This window comes from Streptomyces sp. NPDC030840 (assembly GCF_055572015.1).
On record NZ_JBVIEE010000003.1, the window covers coordinates 539,154 to 555,891 of the forward strand.

Consider the following 16,738-nt stretch of genomic DNA (forward strand, 5'->3'; position numbering starts at 1 on the left):
TCGCAGCTGCGTGACCGGGGACCACCATCCATTCCGGGGTCTTGCGGTACCCGGGCCGAGTACTCCTGCCCGGGCGATCCTGATGGCGTCTGCTCCTCCGTTTCTCTCTCTGTACCAACCACTTGGTGAACCGGTACTGCCGTGGGCAGCTCCCCTATCTGCAGCTGCCCGGTGCGGTGTCGGTCCACTGACCTGCGTACTTCGACTTCAGCCACCCGCCAGTTCGTGTCTGGCGGGTCTCGTTGACCTTCTCTACGCCAAGGAGCATACCCCTGCCGAGGGCGAAAATCTACTGCGGTGGGAACAGTTTTCACCGTTCTGGCGTAGCAGGAATCCTGCCGCGAGTGGTTCTCGCCGGTTGCTCGGGGGTCCGCCTCCCGCTTCCCGGGCAAGCGCACACGCCCCCGCGGGCGGCTCGGGGCGAGCGGGACGAATAAGCTCTGCTGTCATGTCGAATCCTGATGAGCTGCTCGTCGCCATCTCCGCCGCTGTGGAGTCCGAGCGAAGCAATCAGATGTCGCTGACCGTGGTCGTCGGTGGTGCCGTCATCACCGGCCGGCTGGCTCCCGAGGCCGTGTGGAGGGAGCGGGTCGCGGAGGTCCTGAAGGACTCGGACCGGCTCGGCCCGTTCTCGGACGTCTTCGCCCGCGGACCGCGGGGGAGCCGGCCCGGTCACGGTGAGGCGCCCACGCATCTGCACTTTCATCTGGCGCGAATCCTGCAGGGAAGCCTCGGCATCCCGGAGACGGGCGGCATGTACCGAGTCGCGATCAAGGACGTCAGCGCATGGACCGTAGGTGATCTCAGCTACTTCGACCAGTGAGAGGTACCGGGATCCCGAGCGCGGTCTCCCGCCCGCCCGCCCGCGCGGCTACGGGACGGTCCATGACGCGCCGGGCGAGGGCGGCGATCCGTCGAGGACGCCCCGCGGACGGATCCGGTCCGGGCACGCGGGACCGCCGCGGCGAACGGCGAGCCGGGCCAGGGCGACCGGACCTGTGCGAGAACGTGGCGGAAGCCCGCTGGGCGTCGCACGGCCGACGCCCGCGGCTTCCCCGGACACTTGGCGGCCGGATGCCCGCCCTTGAGCCGTCGGCGGTGGTCGTGCCGCCCTGGGCGCGCGCGGACGGGCAGCGCTCGCCGGGGCGGCTGTTCTGCCACGGCCGGGGCAGGACGAAGGCGGCCTGCCCGCCATCGAACTCGCGCTCCCGGCCGGGCAGGCGACGGCACCCGGGCGGCGCCGTTGCTCCGCGCCGCGCAGGGCGGTCAGGCCACCGCGGCCCGGCCTGTGTTGCCGTGCACCCAGTCGGTGATCTCCCGGGTCGGTGTGCCCGGGAGTGAAGACGGCGGCCATCCCCAGGCCGAGCAGCTCGGTAATGTCCCCTCGGGGATGATCGCCGCCGCCGAACACCGGCCCTCGTCGCCGCCCCCCGCGGAGCCGGGGTGTCCGTCGCCTGCTCCTCGTGCAGCAGCCGCGGCACCTCGGCGAAGAGCGCCATGTGCGCCCCGGAGAGGACGGACAGGCCGATGCCGTCGGCGTCCTCCTGGACGGCCGTGTCATCTACCGCGCGTGAGCTACTCGACGGTGACCAACTCGCGCTGGACGGACTGGGCGCTTCCCTCCGGACGGAAGCGTCCCAGCCGGCGTGGCGGGACGATGCGGGGCAGCAGCGTCTCCCACATGAACGTGGTCAGGTCGTCCAAGTCGTGGCGTCCGGTGAGCACTTGGGAGCTGAGCTGCAGTCCGGTCCAGGAGCCGACGATCAGCCGGGCAATCCGGGCGGGGTCGACGTCCGGTTTGACGTCCCCGCGCTCCTGCGCCTGCGCCAGGGAGTCCCGGAACAGTTCAATCCACCGGGTGTACGGCTCGCTGACGATGCCCGTCTTGGAGCTCTGGTCGATCACCAGCCGGATACCGGCACGCACCCGGACGTCCTCCACCAGCAGCCGGGCCATCCTGTGCAGGATGTCGATGGCGGACTGCACTCCCGGCTTCTCGGGACTCGTCGAGGGGGCCAGGACGGAGAACTGCTCGTCGATGAGGGCCTGGGCGAGCTCCTCCTTGGACGTGAAGTGGAAATAGAGAGCGCCCTTCGTGACACCGGCCTCTCTGACGATGTCACCGAGTGTCGTCCCGTGGTACCCCTCGGCTTCGAAGGCGCGCGCCGCCCCGTCGAGAATGGCCGACCGAGTGACCTCCGCTCGTTCCTGCCTGGCCATGCATCCAACCCTTTCACTCCGTGAACCGGAGCTGTCGCAGACCTGGGCGTCCGGCTGCGACGAGCCCTCGGTATCAGTCTGCCCTCACCCCTGTAAAAAACCAACTAACTGGTACTGTTTCGCCGCGGCGCTCCACCAGCCCTCCTGGTACGTACCGTTCGCGGGCCCAGGACAACGAAATGCCAGGGGTGTTGCGCGCAGCTGGCGAGCATTGCCGGGGCGCCACGCCGTCCGGTGTGCTCGGCGTCCTGGTGCGGCGGTTCGGTCTTTCCTGCCGCCGGGACCGTCGAGCAGTACGACGGAGCGTTTTCCGGCGGCGCATTCCGCGATTATGCGTTTCGGGTTCATGTGCCTGCTCGACACGTTCGACCAGTTTCATTGGCCACCTCTCGTAAACGGTTTCTAGGGGCCCGGACCGCAGAAGCCGGCAACCACTCAGGGGACCCTGGTTTCTCCGCGCTCACCGGACGGCAACGGTTCACCCATCGGGTCGGGGACGCGGACGCAGGATCGCGGAATCCTCCATTCCGTAGGCGGGTGGGCTGAAAGCTGGAGGGTGCAGGTGATGGCGATCGCCGGGTGGCCACGCTCTGAGCTGCACCTTTGACGACTCTGGAGTCCCTTCTAGCGATCATGGACTTATCGTTTGACAAACGGGTCGATCGGTTTGTTTACTCTAGGGGCGTCTCGTGGAGGCAGCTGTCCGCTTGGACTTCAACTGGGGGGTGAGCCGCATGCGATTCAATCTGCTCGGCCCGTCAGAAGCGTTTTCCTATGTCGACTCGGCGAGTCTCGGAGGATTCAGTCAGCGGGCCGGCGCGGCCGCCGCGGGATTTGTTCTGCCGCACGCAAATGAAGTCGTGCCCACCAGCACATTGATGCATCGACGGGCATGCGGGGCCCGCGGGCGACGTCACTCCGACGACGGATCCCGGCTACCGGCTCACTGTCGGCGACCTTCACGACGTACCTCGACGGTGTCGGGGCACGGAGCGTGCGGGTGCGGCCCGACACGTAGGTGTTCGGCGTGGCGGCCGGCGCCGCGGCGACCGGCGAGGTCGTGGACGCGCTGCGTGACGCGCTGGAACCGGCTCCGGCTGCCGTGTGAGAAGTCGTCCATCCTCGCGCCCACGCGTGGATCTGGCGTCGGCGTCGAGCTCACAGTCCACGACCGGATTCCGATGTGACGACGAAAGAAGTGAGTGATGACCCCCCCGACAGCACAGGCCCGCACCTCGCGCGGGCCGGCGCTCACCATCCTCTGCGCGATGCAGCTGATGATCATCCTTGACGGGACGATCGTCACGGTCGCGCTTCCGACCATCCAGGACGGGCTCGGCTTCTCCCAGAGCGGCCTGTCCTGGGTGGTGAACTCCTACCTCATCGCCTTCGCCGGACTGTTGCTGCTGTCCGGCCGGCTCGGTGACCTGATCGGCACCAAGAAGGTGTTCCTCAGCGGTCTGATCACCTTCACCATCGCCTCGCTGGTGTGCGGTGTGGCGAACAGCCCGGAGACGCTGATCGGCGGCCGCTTCCTGCAGGGCGTCGGCGCGGCGCTGGCGTCGGCGGTGGTGCTCGGCATGATCGTCGGCCTGTTCCCGGAGCCGAACGAGCAGGCCAAGGCCATGGGCATCTACAGCTTCGTGTCCGCGGGCGGCGGCGCCCTCGGTCTGATCGCGGGCGGTGTCATCACCGACACGTTCGGCTGGCACTGGGTGTTCCTGATCAACCTGCCGATCGGCGCGCTCACCCTGCTGTTCGGTCTGAGGCTGCTGAGCGAGCAACCGGGTCTCGGCCTGAGGGCGGGCGCCGACGCGGTCGGCGCGGTCCTGGTGACGGCCGGTCTGTCGCTGGGCGTGTTCACCATCTCGCAGGTGTCCGAGGACAAGTTCTCCGGTGGTGAGCTGTCGCTGTACGGCGCGGTGTCGGTGGCGCTGCTCGCGGCGTTCGTGTGGCGGCAGGCCACGGCGCGGCGTCCGCTGCTGGCGCTGCGGATCTTCCGCAGCCGGGAGATCGTCGGCGCCAACATCGCGGTGGTGCTGGTCTTCTCGGCCGGCTTCGGCTTCCAGTTCCTCAACGCCCTCTACCTGCAGCGGGTGCTGGGCTTCGACTCGATGCAGACCGGCCTGGCGTTCCTGCCGGCGCCGCTGGTGATCGGCACGATGTCGCTGTTCTTCACGGCGAAGCTGGTCGCGCGCTTCGGTACCCGGCGGGTGCTGCTGACCGGCCTGCTGTTCCTCGGCGTCGGTCTGCTGTGGCTCAGCCTGGCACCGGTCGACGGCAACTACTGGACGGACATCGCTCCGACGCTGGTCGTCCAGGGCCTCGGCATGGGTCTGACGGTGCCGGCGGTCATCATGCGCGCGATGTCGGGCGCGCAGCCGGAGGACGCGGGTCTGGCCTCCGGCCTGAACAACACGGCGCAGCAGGCCGGTGCGGCGGTGGGTCTGGCGGTGCTCGCCACGGTCGCCACGTCGCGCAGCAACTCGCTGATGAGCGCGGGCCGCCCGGAGATCCAGGCCCTGCGCGACGGCTACAGCCTGGCGTTCGTGTGCGCGGCAGGGTTCGTGTTCGTGGCCTGGCTGGTGACGTTCTTCGTGCTGCGGGACGCCAGGCAGCCGGCGGCGGAGCAGGCCGGGGCGGCGGCGGCCGACGTGACGCCCGAGGTGACGCCCGAGACGGCCCCGACGGTCGGGCACGTCTGACAGACACGCACCTGACAGTTCATCAACCGTCGGAGCGTGGCCGGGGCGACCGGTCACGCTCCGGCCCTTGTCTACGGAAACTCAAGCACTCAAGGGGAAACGTGGCGGACAGGATCCGAGTGGGAGTCGTCGGCGCGCACGCCGAACGGGGGTGGGGACGCGGCATCCATCTGCCGGCACTGAAAGCGCTGGACGACTTCGAGATCACCGCGGTCGCCGGTACGAGTATGGAGTCGGCGCGGGCGGCGGCGGCCGTGTGGGGCGCGGGGAAGGCCTACGACGACGCGCGGGCGCTGATGGCCGACCCGGACGTCGATCTGGTGACGGTCGCCGTCCAGCTCCCCTCCCGGGACGGGCTGGTGGAGGCGGCGATCGCCGCGGGAAAGCACGTGTACAGCGAGTGGCCGCTGGCCCCGGACGCGGCGACCGCCGAGCGCTTCGAGTCGGCGGCGCGCGCGGCGGGCGTACGGCACGCGGTGGGCCTGCAGAGCCGGCACCACCCCGCCGTACGGCTGCTGCGGGACCTGCTGGGGCAGGGGCTGATCGGTGAGGTGCTGTCGGCGTCCCTGCTGTACTCGCTGTCCACGCCCGAGGTGTGGTCGCGGCGGTACGCGGCGCTGTTCGACGAGACGAAGGGTGTCAACCACCTGGCCGTGGTGGGCGGGCACTCGCTGGACATGTTCCAGTACGCCGTCGGGGACTTCACCGAGGTGTCGGCGACCCTGACGACGTTGATCGACCGGATCACCATGGAGGAGACCGGCGAGCGGATCGAGGTGACCTCGCCGGACCAGATCGTGCTGGGCGGCCTTCTGGAGTCGGGCGCGGCGGCGTCGGCACACTTCATGACGGGCGGCCCGCGCGGTGATGGTTTCCGCGTCGAGGTGCACGGGCGGACGGGCCGGCTGGTCCTGGTGTCGTCCGACGACTCGCTGGTGGGCCCGCGGTTCACGCTGACCCACGAGACCGCCAACGGCGCGCCCGCGGCGGAACTCGACGTCCCCGACGCCTACCGCCCGCTGCTGGGGACCCCCTCCCCGGTCAGCAACGTGGCCCAGGTGTACACGGACCTGGCCCGGGCGATCCGTACGGGCGGGGACTTCGGCCCGGACTTCTCCACCGCTGTCCGCACGCACCGGCTGCTGGACGCCGTCAAGTCCTCGGCGAGGAGCGGCAGTCGCGTGCGCCTGGTCTGACCCGGCACGCCTCGGGGCCGCCTCCCGTCGAGGGAGGCGGCCCCGAGAGCGTCGTGCCGTGCCGCTCAGGCCTTGACGGCCGCCTTGCGGCGGGCCCGCCGGGCGCGGTGGCGGGCGGATGCCTCGCGTTCGATCAGCCACCACTCCGCGATCAGCAGCGGCAGGATCCAGCCCGGCCAGGAGGCGAGACCCGCGCGTTCCTGGCCCCAGGCGATGAGGGCCGCGATGTCCGGGTGGCCGGGGGCGGCAGATCGTGTGGTCGTGGACGACGCCCAGGACCCGGCTCACCACGATCGACAACGTGAGCGCGAAGCTGCGCACCATCCAGCGGCGGTGGTCGGCGATCCGGCCCTGCCGGGCCATGCGGAAGCCCACCACGGCCGTGGCGATCCACAGCACCGACGTCGTCAGCTCATCTGCAGGGACAGCCCCGAAGGGCTGACGTACGCCACCGCCAGGCCGGAGAGGCCGCCCGGCATTCCTTCCCGCTGCTGCTGCTCGGTGTGCGGCGCATCAGGGCGGAGTGGCTGTGGTGGTGGGCCGACGGCACGGCGGCGGCAACGGTCGGGGTCGGCCCGGTGACGGTGTACCTCCTGCCCGACACGCCGCGGATCGAGATGATCCCGCTCTCCACCAGAGCCGCAGGGCCCGCCCTCCCGGCGGACGGAGGGACTCCCCGGACACCACGCCTAGGCGCCGCCGAGTCCGCGGCGCAGCGCCGCGATGCGGTCGGAACCCATCCGCTGGGACACCGCCACGCCCGGCACCACGAACGCGCAGTGGAAGGTCCCCGGGTACAGGTGCAGCTCGGTCGGCACGCCGGCCTGCACCAGGCGTTGCGCGTAGGTGATGCCCTCGTCGCGCAGGGGGTCGAACTCGCTCACCGCGACCCACGCCGGGGGCAGCCCCGACAGGTCCTCCGCACGTGCCGGGGCGGCATACGCGGACACGTCCGGGCCGCCGGCGGCCTCCCCCAGGTAGTACTTCCAGCTGAGGACCGCCTTGGGCCGCGACCACACCGGGGTGTCGGTGAAGGACCGCATCGACGGCGTGTCCAGACGGTCGTCCAGCTCCGGGCTGTCCAGAGCCTGGAAGCACAGCTCCGGCCCGCCCCGGTCGCGGGCGAGCAGCGCGGTCACAGCGGCCAGCCCCCCGCCCGCGCTCTCGCCGAAGACGCCCAGCCGCCCGGGGTCCACGCCGAGCCGGCCGGCCTCCTTCGCCAGCCACAGCAGGGCCGCGTACGCGTCCTCCACCCCGGCCGGGAAGGGGTGCTCGGGGGCGAGCCGGTAGTCCACGGAGACCACGACGGCGCCCACCTGGTCGGCGATCTCCCGGCACGAGGCGTCGAGGTTGTCGAGCCCGCCGGCCACGAAGCCGCCGCTGTGCAGGCCGAGCAGTCCGGGCAGGGGACCCTGCCGGTCGGCCGGGGCGTAGACGCGTACGGGCACGTCGGGCGCGCCGGGCGGGCCGGGCACGACGGTGTCCTCCACGGTCAGCGGGGCCGCCGACTCGTACGGCGGGAGCTGGCCGGCCACCTGGGTCATCGTCTCCCGCGCCACCGCGGGGTCCGTCATGTCGAGATCGGGCAGCATGGCCGCCCAGGGCGCCAGCTCGGGGTCGAAGCGGTACGTCATGGTGCTCTCCGGTGCCGTCGGTCATACCAGGCATCCCGTCCTGGAATGCGCCTCATCCTGCGCCCGCGTTCCTCGTCCGGTAACCCGCCGGGCGGCCGTGGATCGGCCGCTTCCCCCCGACAGATGGCGGGCGCGGGGTGAGCCCGACCGTTTCCGAAGCCTTCCCGCCCCGCAGCTGCCGAAGTAGCGTAACCGCATGAAAGCGCTGCTCCTGCGGCTGTCGGAACTCGACGCCGACGCGGGGAACGCGGTCAGGGTGATCGCGTTCTTCGACGCCCTGATCCGGGACGGGGCCGAGCCGGACACCGTCGCGCGGGCCGCTGCCCGCCTGGCCGAGCGTCCCGTCGGCGTGGACGCGCCCGGGAGCGCCGTCCTGCTGCGCTTCGCACCCGACGGGACGTCCCTCGACCCCGCGGCACGGCCGGTGCGGGTCGCGACCCACGACCTGGGCGGAGGCGGCTGCGTATGGCTGGAGCAGCCCGGCGGTCCGCTGCCGCTGGACGCCATCGTGCTGGAGCGGCTGGCGATCGCGGTCGCCGGGGCGCTGGGCCACCGCACCCTCCCCGCCCCCGAACTCGGCGACCCCGCGCTGGTGGAGCTGGTGCTCAGCCGGACCGCGGGTGACGCCGAGCGCTCGCGGGCGCTGCACCTCCTCGGGCTCGCGCCCGCCCGGCCCGTGCGGTTGCTGGCCGTCGACTCCGACGACGCGGGTGTGGCGGAGTGGGCGAAGAGCGTTTTCAGTACCCGCGGCGGCACGGGGAACGGCATACGAACGGCGGCCCTGGGCGAGGCGTACGCCGTGCTCACCACCGAAGACCCGCCCGCGGACCGTCCGGCGCCCCCGCCCGGCGCCCGGGTCGGGGTGGGCACCCGGGTGCCCGCGGCCCAGGCGTGGCGGTCCTGGCAGACCGCTCGTACGGCCCTGCGGTTCGCGGGCCGGAGCGTGCTGCCGTACACGGACGCGACCGCCCACCTCACAGGCGCACCCGTGTGCTGGTGGGACGCGCTCGGAGGCTTCGCCCTGCTCGCCGAGCACCTCCCGGCCACGGCCGTCGCCGAGAACGCCGACGTCGCCGCCCTGCACCGGTTGGCCGCGGAGCCGCAGGGCACCGCCCTGCTCACCACGCTGCACGCTTTCTGCGCCGCCGACTCCCTGCGCCGTGCGGCCGTCGACCTGCACCTGCACCGCAGCTCGGTCGCCGACCGGATCTCCCGCGCCGAGGCGGCCCTGGGCTTCCCCCTGACCACGCCGGAGGGCCGCGCCCGGCTGACCCTCGCCCTGGTCCTGCGCCGGCTGTCCACCGCGGCGGACCGGGAGAAAACCGAAACCGCGGGCCGCTGACCCGGAGCTTCCAACGGAGCGGGGACCGCCGAAACGCCCCGCGCGACATTCGCGTCACTCCGTCCGCGTCGGCTCTGTCCGCGTCGGCTCTGTCCGCGTCGCGTCCGTCCGCGTCGGCTCTGTCCGCGTCGCGTCCGTCCGCGTCGGCTCCGTCCGCGTCGCCTCCGTCCGCGTCGGCTCCATCCGCGTCGACTCGACCCGCGTCGACTCGACCCGCGGCAACTCGACCCGCGGCAACTCCACCCGCGGCAACTCCGTCAGCGCCCCCTCACCGACGGCGGCCGCATCGGCACCGCACGGCGAGCGGAGCGCCGGCTGATGCCGCCCGTCGGGGCCGGCGCGACGAGAAACCCGACCGGCGCGATCGAAGCCCCAGCCGAGGCACGGTCGGCTCGGCGGGGGCCTCCCCGCAGGTGGCTTCCCCGCCATGTCCCCCGAGATCGAACCGAGGACACGCGAACGGCGAGGCCCCGCGGGCCGACCGCCCCACGGCGCCTCGCTCGTCACGTCGGGTCGTCGCGCCGGGTCGTCGCGCCGGGTCGTCGCGCCGGGTCGTCGCGTCGGGTCGTCGCGTCGGGTCGTCGCGTCGGGTCGTCGCGTCGGGTCGTCGCGTCGGGTCGTCGCGCCAGGTCGTCACGCCAGGTCGTCACGCCAGGCCGTCACACCGGGTCGCCACGCCCGGCCGTCACGCCGGTCCGGTGAAGGCCCACTCCCCGTGCCCGACGCGGAAGACGACGAACGCGGGGTCGCTGCGCACGAACTCCGCGCCCTCCGGCGCGGCCACCCGGTCGCGCGCCCTCCCCGGTACGTGCACCTCGGCCGTCGAGCCCACCGGCACCCGCACCGAGAGCCGCAGCTCCCGGCCCAGCCGCGACCAGGACACGGCGGCCTCGCCGCGCACCGTACGGATCGACGTACGGGCCCAGTTCACTCCCGTACGGGCGTCGGGGCGCACCGAGAAGGTGCGGTAGCCGGCGTCCCCGGGGCGCAGCCCGGCCACGTTCTCGTACAGCCACTGCGCGACCGTGCCCAGGAAATAGTGGTCGCGGGAGCGGGAGTCCAGCGGCCACATCTCCCACATGGTGTCGGCGCCGTTGGCCTGCCAGTACCCCCAGCTCGGATAGGTGCGCTGCGTCGCGACGGCGTGGGCGACGTCCGGGTGACCGTGGGCGCACAGCACCTTCAACAGCACGCTCGTGCCCAGGCAGCCGGTGTTCAGATGGTTGCCGCGCGCCTCGATGTCCGCCACCAGACTGTCCACCACCGAGGCGCGGGCGCCGGCCGGTACCAGGCCGAAGGCGAGCGGAATCGCGTTGGACGTCTGCCGGTACCCGGGGTCCTTCGCCGTGCGGTAGTGGCCCTCGGGGCCCAGGAACGCCTCGTTGAACGCGGCCTTGAGCTTTTCGCCCGCCTCCCGGTACCGCTCGACGGCGGCGCCCTCACCCAGCAGTTCGCCCAGTTCGGCGGTGTGCAGCAGTGCCCGGTAGAGGTACGCGGTCGCGGTCAGCCGGGTGTCCTCCGGGGGAATCTCGTAGCCGGGCGCCACCCAGTCGCCGAGCGCCGTGACCGCCAGCCCGTCCCGCAGCCGGGACAGCTCCCAGTCGAGGTACCGGGTCAGCGTCCCCCAGTGCTCGCGGGCGACGCGCTCGTCCCCGTACGCCCGGTACAGCTCACGGACGACGAACGGCTGGACGGTCGTCCATTCGGGGGAGGGGGCCAGCTCCCGGTAGCCCCAGCCGCCGCTCGGCACGATCACCGGCAGCTGCCCCGCGTCGTTCTGGCTGTCCGCCAGATCGCCCAGCCACTTGGACAGGAAACGGTGTACCCCGAAGGCGTACGTCATCACCGGCGTGCCGACCTGGGCGTCGCCGGTCCAGCCGTTCTTCTCGTACATGGGCGTGTCGGTCGGTATGCCGTGCAGGTTGTTGAGGACCGTGCGGCGCATGGCACGGTCCAGCCACTCGTAGAACGGCTCCGAGCACTCGAAGGAGCTGACCTCCTCGACGCGGGTGTGCACCAGCCGCCCCAGCACCTGCTCCGGGGACGGGCGTGCCGGCAGGCCGTGGACCTCCACGTAACGGAAGCCCTTGTACGAGAACTTCGGCTCCCAGACCTCGTCCTCGCCACCGCCCGCGCAGATGTACTCGTCGGTCTGGAAGCGGCCGGGGACGTGGCCGGTCTCCGCCTGCACGCTTCCGTCGGCCTTCAGCTTCTCACCGTGGACGAGGCGGACGACCGTGCCCGCCTCGGCGCCGCGGACGGTCAGGCGGGTCCAGCCCGCCATGGTGCGGCCCATGTCCACCACGTACACCCCGGCGCTGAGCTCGGAGATCTCCGTCGGCCGCACCGTCCCGGCGATCTCGATCGGGTCGTGTGGCTGCGCCCTGAGCGCGCCCCGGGGAGCCTGCTGTTCCCCTGCCCTCCGCCAGCCGCTGTCGTCGAAGCCGGGCCGGGTCCAGCCGTGCGGGGCCCGGCCGGCGTCGTACGTCTCCCCGGCGTAGAGCGAGTTGGACAGGGTCGGCCCGTTGGTGATCCGCCACTCGCCGTCCGAGGCGACGGTGGTGCGGGAGCCGTCCGGATGGTCGATCTCCAGCTGGGCCAGCAGCCGGGGCTCGCCGTGCCACGGAGGGGTGTGCCAGTTCCAGACGTTGGGGGTGGTCATGCCGAAGAAGCCGCGGCCGAGGGTGACACCGATGGCGTTCTCGCCCCGCCGGAGCAGCCCGGTGACGTCGTGGACGGCGTACAGCACGGTCTCGTCGTAGTCCGTGAAGCCCGGGTCGAGCACCTGCCGGCCGACCCTGCGGCCGTTGATCTCGGCCTCGTAGTAGGCGAGTCCGCTGATGTAGAGACGGGCCCTGGAGATCCTCCTCCGCACGGTGAAGGCCCGGCGCAGCAGCGGAGCGGGCTGCTCCGGCACGGCGACGCTCACCCCACTGCCCCAGGGCCCCTGCCCGTACGGGGCGAGGACCGCGGCCTCGGCCCAGTCCGTGTCGTCGAACTCCGGGCGCTGCCAGCCGCCTTGGGGCTCGGTGTCGGCGACGCGCCAGCCGGGCCCGGTTTCCAGCTCGTACGGCCCGCCGTCCGCCGTCTCGACGACCAGCCGGGCCAGCAGGCCGCCGGGGTTCACCGAGGCGCCGGGGCGGTTGGTGGCGCGGGCGGCGAGCACCACCGGGCGGCCGGCGGCGCGGGCCTCCTCGACGGCTTCGGTGACATCGGCGGCGTGGCCGGTGCGCCAGCCGTCCTGCCGCTCCGGCGCGTGCAGCACCTGCCGGCCGTCCAGATGGAGCGTGAAGTCGTCGTCGGCGGTGGCGACCACGGTGGCTCGCCGCACCCGCGCGCCGCCGGCCGGCAGACGCAGCGCCGCCCGGAACCAGCGCGGTCCCGCGGGGGCGTCGGAGGAGGTGGCGCCCGGTGACCAGATCCACGAGGCACCGGCGAGGGAGGGCGGTTGCTCGGGAGCGTCGGCGCCGATCCAGCGGGCCTTCCAGTCGGCGGCCGACAACGTTGTCTCCCACCAGCTGACCTCACTCCAGCGGGAGGGCCGCCCGGCTCCGTCCCAGGCCCTCACCCGCCAGTGGTAGCGGGTACGGGGGCGCGGCGGGGGCCCGCCGTAGGGGACGCCCACGCTGCGGTCGGACGCCACCTTCCCCGAGTCCCAGACCAGCTTGGCCGCCTTCCCGGTGCCGTCCGTCAGCGCCCGCGGGCTGAGGGCCACCTGGACCTGGTAGGCGCTCTGCCGGGCGCCGCGCCCCGGCGCGGACAACTCCCAGCCGAGGCGGGGGCGCTCGACATCGGTACCGAGCAGCCGCTCGGCGTACTCGACGGTGGTGCGCTCGATCCGGAGCGCCCCGGTGCGGCCGCCCTCCGGACCCTGCGCCGGTGTGCCGGCGGCGGCCGCGGGCGCGGCGGCGGCCGTGGGCGCGGAGGAGAACGCGGTGAACCCGGCGCCCGCGCCCGCCGTCGTGCTCTTGAGGAAGAGTCTTCGGTTCCAGACCTGGCTCATGCGCGCTCCTCGCTCGCTGTGTCGTCCCTGGACAGTGACCGGACTTGAAACGATTCAAAACCGCGCGTGCCGGGAAATGCTATGTAGGCGCACTCGCTCCAACAAGGGGTGTGACGGCGAGGATTCGGGCGGGAGGGACACCGGCTCGCACGCGTCCTCCCCCTCCCCCTCCCCCTCGCCAAGTGGCTCCGGAGGCCCAGCGACACGCCGTGAAGGCGGCGTGTCGCTGGGGCTGGGAAGCCAATTGCTCTCACTCGGTGGATTCGCCGGCGGCATCGGGTGGTCGGGGCGGGTGGTCGGGACGGCGGTCGGCGCGGGTGGTCGGCGCGGGGGGTCGGGGGGGCTTACGACGGCCTCGGTAGCGTGCCGTTCGTGCGGAGAGCCCACGGTGCGTAGAAGCTACCGAATGCATGCGGCGCCGCAGGCTCGGCAGGCGGCGTAGGGGTTCCGGCAGGTGTGCAGCTCAGGGGCGTGGATGCGCATGTCCCCGGCGGAGGTAGGGAGTTCCCCGAAGCGGTGGTGTGGGCGCGCGGCAATACTCGCCTGATCCCAGACCGGAAAGGGGCCGGTAATGGCCGAGCAGGGACAGTTCCATCGAGTGATCACACACCTCACGCACGGCGGGCACGCGATTCTCGACAGTGCGGACCAGGCGGAGAAGACCGCCCAGACGCAGGAGAGCCTGAGCCCGCGCAGCACGGTGGTCCAGGCGTCCACCGACGCCGCGGCGCACGTGGGTACCACCGCCTTCGGCTACCTGTTCCCCGGCCTCGCGCGGCAGTTCCCGGAGCGTCACCTTCCGCAGGGCGACGTCACGACGGTGGTCAAAGCCCTGCTCGCACTGGGCTCCGCGATGGTGGAGTCCGCGGACGAGGTGCGCGACCCCGAGCTCAACTCGCCGATTCCGGCGATCTACACGTACTGGGGCCAGTTCGTCGACCACGATCTGACGGCCGCGACCGACCGTGACCTGGTCATCAACATCACCGACGAGCATCTGCCACCCGTGCCGCCGAAGGAAGTGGTCAAGAAGCTGGAGAATCTGCGGATCCCCTCACTGAACCTCGACTCGGTGTACGGCGACGGGCCGTTCGCGCCACCGGTCGCGGGCCGGGACGCCGTCCCCTACGACGGGATCAAGTTCCGGCTGGGCCTGCTCTCGCCGGTCCCCGCCGGGGTGGGCGCGCTGATCCCTCCGGTCGACGACAACGAACGGGACCTGCCGCGCAAGGCCGACCGCACCCCGCTGGTCGGCGACACGCGCAACGACGAGAACCTCGTGGTGGCCCAACTGCACGTGGCGTTCCTGCGGTTCCACAACGCGGCGGTCGACTGGGTCCGCGACAACGAGCCCGAGTTCGAGTCGGACGCCGAGGTCTTCCGGCGGGCCAGGGACCTCACCCGGTGGACCTACCAGTGGTTGTGCGTGCACGACTATCTGCGCACCGTGGCGCGCCCCGACATCGTCGACCTCGTGGACACCGCGGAGGGGAACCTGCTCGACCTGGACCGTCGCGGCACCTACATGCCGATCGAGTTCGCGGTGGCGGCCTTCCGCTTCGGCCACAGCATGGTGCGCGGCGCCTACGACTGGAACCGCAACTTCGGCCGCCCCGGCGACAGGGCGCCCGTGTCCACCCTGGACCAGCTCTTCCAGTTCACCGGCAGGGGCGGCTTCGCCGGCTCGCTGCCGACGCTCCCGTCGAACTGGCCGGCCGAGTGGGACCGGATGGTCGACAGGAACAGTCAGTTCGCCAACCGCTTCGCGCGGCTCATCGACACCCGGCTCGCGCCACCGCTCGCCCAACTGCGCGGCGAGGGCAACGAACCCGACCTGGCGGACCGGATCAGGAATCTCCTCAAGCACCTCGCCCAACGCAACCTCCTGCGCGGCTACCGGCTGGCGGCCCCCACCGGACAGGCGGCGGCCCAGTCACTGGGGATCACACCCCTCAGCCGCGCGGAACTGGAGCAGGGCAGCAGCGCCGCGGTCAAGAACGCCCTGGAGGCCGGTGGTCTGTTCGACAGGACCCCCCTGTGGTTCTACGTGCTGAAGGAGGCCGAAGTCAGGGAACTGGGCCGACGGCTCGGTGAGGTCGGCAGCCGTATCGTCGCCGAGACCATCGTCGGCCACATCCGCAAGGACCCCGGTTCCTACACCCACCAGACCAGCTGGAACCCCGCACGGGGCGTCCGGCTCCCGAACGGCCGGCCGGTGCGCACGATCGCGGACTTCCTCCGCTTCGCCGGCGTCCTCTGAGCCGCCGCCACGACGCGCGAGCGATGCCGGCGGCCGAGCCACCGCCGCATGAAGTGCGGTGACCTGCGGGGTGACCTGCGGCGGGTGACCTGCGGTGGGTGGCGGGCGGTGGGTGACCTGCGGTGGGTGGCCTGCGGCGGGCGGCGGGCGGCAGGTGGCCCGCGGCGGGCGGTGGCAGGTGGCCTGTGGCAGGTGGCCCGCGGCGGGCGGTGGCAGGTGGCCTGTGGCAGGTGGCCTGCGGCAGGTGGCCCGCGGCGGGCGGTGGCAGGTGGCAGGTGGCAGGTGGCAGGTGGCAGGTGGCAGGTGGCAGGTGGCGGGCGGCAGGAAGTGCGGTGGCCCGCGGCGGGCGGTGACCGGCGGTGGGTGGCCTGCGGCAGGCGGATGGTGGCGGGCGGCAGGAAGTGCGGTGACCCGCGGCGGGCGGTGACCGGCGGTGGGTGGCCTGCGGCAGGCGGATGGTGGCGGGCGGCAGGAAGTGCGGTGACCCGCGGCGGGCGGTGACCAGCGGCGGGTGGCCCGCGGCAGGCGGATGGTGGCGGGCGGCACGCAGTGCGGTGACCCGCGGCAGGCGGCATGAAGAGTGGTGACCCGGCAGGCGGCATGAAGAGTGGTGACCCGGCAGGCGGCCGAAGCGGTGCCTGCCGTGGGTCACGGCAGCCCTGCGCGGGGCACTGGGCGACGCCGCACTGCGCGACGCCGCACTGCGCGACGCCGGATCTCCGGGAGGCTCCCTGGCAGGCCGCCGGGAGCGGCGCACCACGTTCTTCACCGTCCGGCTGGCGGACCAACCGTCCGGCTAGCGGACCAGTGGGAGGAAGATCGTGTCGACGATCTCCTCGATCGCCTCGGGTGGGACCGGCCGTAGCGTCATCATCGTCTCGCCTCGAAGCAGGTCGAAGGGGAGTGAGGCGATCCGTGGAGTGAGCTTGGCCGGGTCGATCTCGCCGCGTTCGATGGCGCGCTCCATGATCTCGTCGCGCCCGGAGCGGCGCCCGGCGAGGAACATCTCGCGCAGCTCGGCGAAGCTCGAGTCGGTCTCGGCGAAGTAGCCGGTGAGCAGCAGGCTGAGTTGGACGAGGAACGGCCCCTGCTTCTCGCTCAACTCGGTGAGGATGGCGATCAGGTCGCCGCGCAGGGACCCGGTGTCGGCCGGGGTGACCTGCTGGAGGGCATTGCGGTGTACGACCGCCGCCTCGACCAGCTTCTGCTTGTCCGCCCAGCGCCGGTAGAGCACCGGTTTGCTGGTGCCGGCTCGCCGGGCGACGGAGTCGACGGTCAGGTTCGTGTACCCCCGCTCGCTCAACTCGTCCCAGGCCGCTTCGAGGATCGCCGCCTCGAGCGCTTCGCCGCGCCGTCTTCCCACAACACTCCTTAGAAA

Annotated in this window: 9 protein-coding genes and 1 pseudogene; 5 read left to right on the forward strand and 5 right to left on the reverse strand. The window is 72.2% G+C overall.

What is annotated here, in order from left to right; all coding sequences use genetic code 11:
- Window positions 1-448: 448 nt before the first annotated feature.
- Window positions 449-823 (forward strand): hypothetical protein, encoded by a 375-nt coding sequence (locus ACZ49J_RS09770; protein ID WP_467447048.1) that lies wholly within the window; start codon window positions 449-451, stop codon window positions 821-823.
- 752 nt (window positions 824-1,575) lie between these two features.
- Here the strand turns inward: ACZ49J_RS09770 and ACZ49J_RS09775 are convergent.
- The gene (locus ACZ49J_RS09775; RefSeq protein WP_467447050.1) at window positions 1,576-2,220 is read right to left on the reverse strand and encodes a ScbR family autoregulator-binding transcription factor; all 645 of its coding nucleotides are present in this window, start codon (window positions 2,218-2,220) and stop codon (window positions 1,576-1,578) included.
- A gap of 1,205 nt (window positions 2,221-3,425) precedes the next feature.
- Between ACZ49J_RS09775 and ACZ49J_RS09780 the strand changes: the two genes are divergently transcribed.
- Together ACZ49J_RS09780 and ACZ49J_RS09785 are read left to right on the forward strand one after the other, a co-directional pair.
- Entirely contained in the window at window positions 3,426-4,925 is a 1,500-nt protein-coding gene (locus ACZ49J_RS09780) for an MFS transporter (protein ID WP_467447051.1), read from the forward strand.
- 101 nt (window positions 4,926-5,026) lie between these two features.
- Window positions 5,027-6,121, forward strand: a complete 1,095-nt coding sequence (locus tag ACZ49J_RS09785; RefSeq protein WP_467447052.1) for a Gfo/Idh/MocA family protein — start codon at window positions 5,027-5,029, stop codon at window positions 6,119-6,121.
- A gap of 315 nt (window positions 6,122-6,436) precedes the next feature.
- Here the strand turns inward: ACZ49J_RS09785 and ACZ49J_RS09790 are convergent.
- Window positions 6,437-6,484, reverse strand: a pseudogene (locus tag ACZ49J_RS09790) (hypothetical protein); the annotation flags it as partial.
- A gap of 326 nt (window positions 6,485-6,810) precedes the next feature.
- Entirely contained in the window at window positions 6,811-7,755 is a 945-nt protein-coding gene (locus ACZ49J_RS09795; RefSeq protein WP_467447054.1) for an alpha/beta hydrolase, read from the reverse strand.
- A 196-nt stretch (window positions 7,756-7,951) separates the two neighbouring features.
- Here ACZ49J_RS09795 and ACZ49J_RS09800 point away from each other — a divergent pair, with 196 nt between their 5' ends.
- Complete coding sequence (locus ACZ49J_RS09800) at window positions 7,952-9,097, forward strand: PucR family transcriptional regulator (protein ID WP_467447055.1); 1,146 nt, start codon at window positions 7,952-7,954, stop codon at window positions 9,095-9,097.
- 685 nt (window positions 9,098-9,782) lie between these two features.
- Here the strand turns inward: ACZ49J_RS09800 and ACZ49J_RS09805 are convergent.
- The gene (locus ACZ49J_RS09805; RefSeq protein WP_467447057.1) at window positions 9,783-13,100 is read right to left on the reverse strand and encodes a family 78 glycoside hydrolase catalytic domain; all 3,318 of its coding nucleotides are present in this window, start codon (window positions 13,098-13,100) and stop codon (window positions 9,783-9,785) included.
- 571 nt (window positions 13,101-13,671) lie between these two features.
- Here ACZ49J_RS09805 and ACZ49J_RS09810 point away from each other — a divergent pair.
- Entirely contained in the window at window positions 13,672-15,360 is a 1,689-nt protein-coding gene (locus ACZ49J_RS09810) for a peroxidase family protein (RefSeq protein WP_467447058.1), read from the forward strand.
- A 796-nt stretch (window positions 15,361-16,156) separates the two neighbouring features.
- Here ACZ49J_RS09810 and ACZ49J_RS09815 read toward each other — a convergent pair.
- Window positions 16,157-16,723, reverse strand: a complete 567-nt coding sequence (locus ACZ49J_RS09815; RefSeq protein ID WP_467447060.1) for a TetR/AcrR family transcriptional regulator — start codon at window positions 16,721-16,723, stop codon at window positions 16,157-16,159.
- Between the last annotated feature and the right edge of the window lie 15 nt (window positions 16,724-16,738).

Excerpts from the sequence above, each read along its gene's own strand:
- ACZ49J_RS09775 (WP_467447050.1), bottom strand. The coding sequence starts at position 2,220 with ATGGCCAGGCAGGAACGAGCGGAGGTCACTCGGTCGGCCATTCTCGAC.
- ACZ49J_RS09780 (WP_467447051.1), top strand. The coding sequence starts at position 3,426 with ATGACCCCCCCGACAGCACAGGCCCGCACCTCGCGCGGGCCGGCGCTC.
- ACZ49J_RS09795 (WP_467447054.1), bottom strand. The coding sequence starts at position 7,755 with ATGACGTACCGCTTCGACCCCGAGCTGGCGCCCTGGGCGGCCATGCTG.
- ACZ49J_RS09800 (WP_467447055.1), top strand. The coding sequence starts at position 7,952 with ATGAAAGCGCTGCTCCTGCGGCTGTCGGAACTCGACGCCGACGCGGGG.
- ACZ49J_RS09805 (WP_467447057.1), bottom strand. The coding sequence starts at position 13,100 with ATGAGCCAGGTCTGGAACCGAAGACTCTTCCTCAAGAGCACGACGGCG.
- ACZ49J_RS09810 (WP_467447058.1), top strand. The coding sequence starts at position 13,672 with ATGGCCGAGCAGGGACAGTTCCATCGAGTGATCACACACCTCACGCAC.
- ACZ49J_RS09770 (WP_467447048.1), top strand. The coding sequence starts at position 449 with ATGTCGAATCCTGATGAGCTGCTCGTCGCCATCTCCGCCGCTGTGGAG.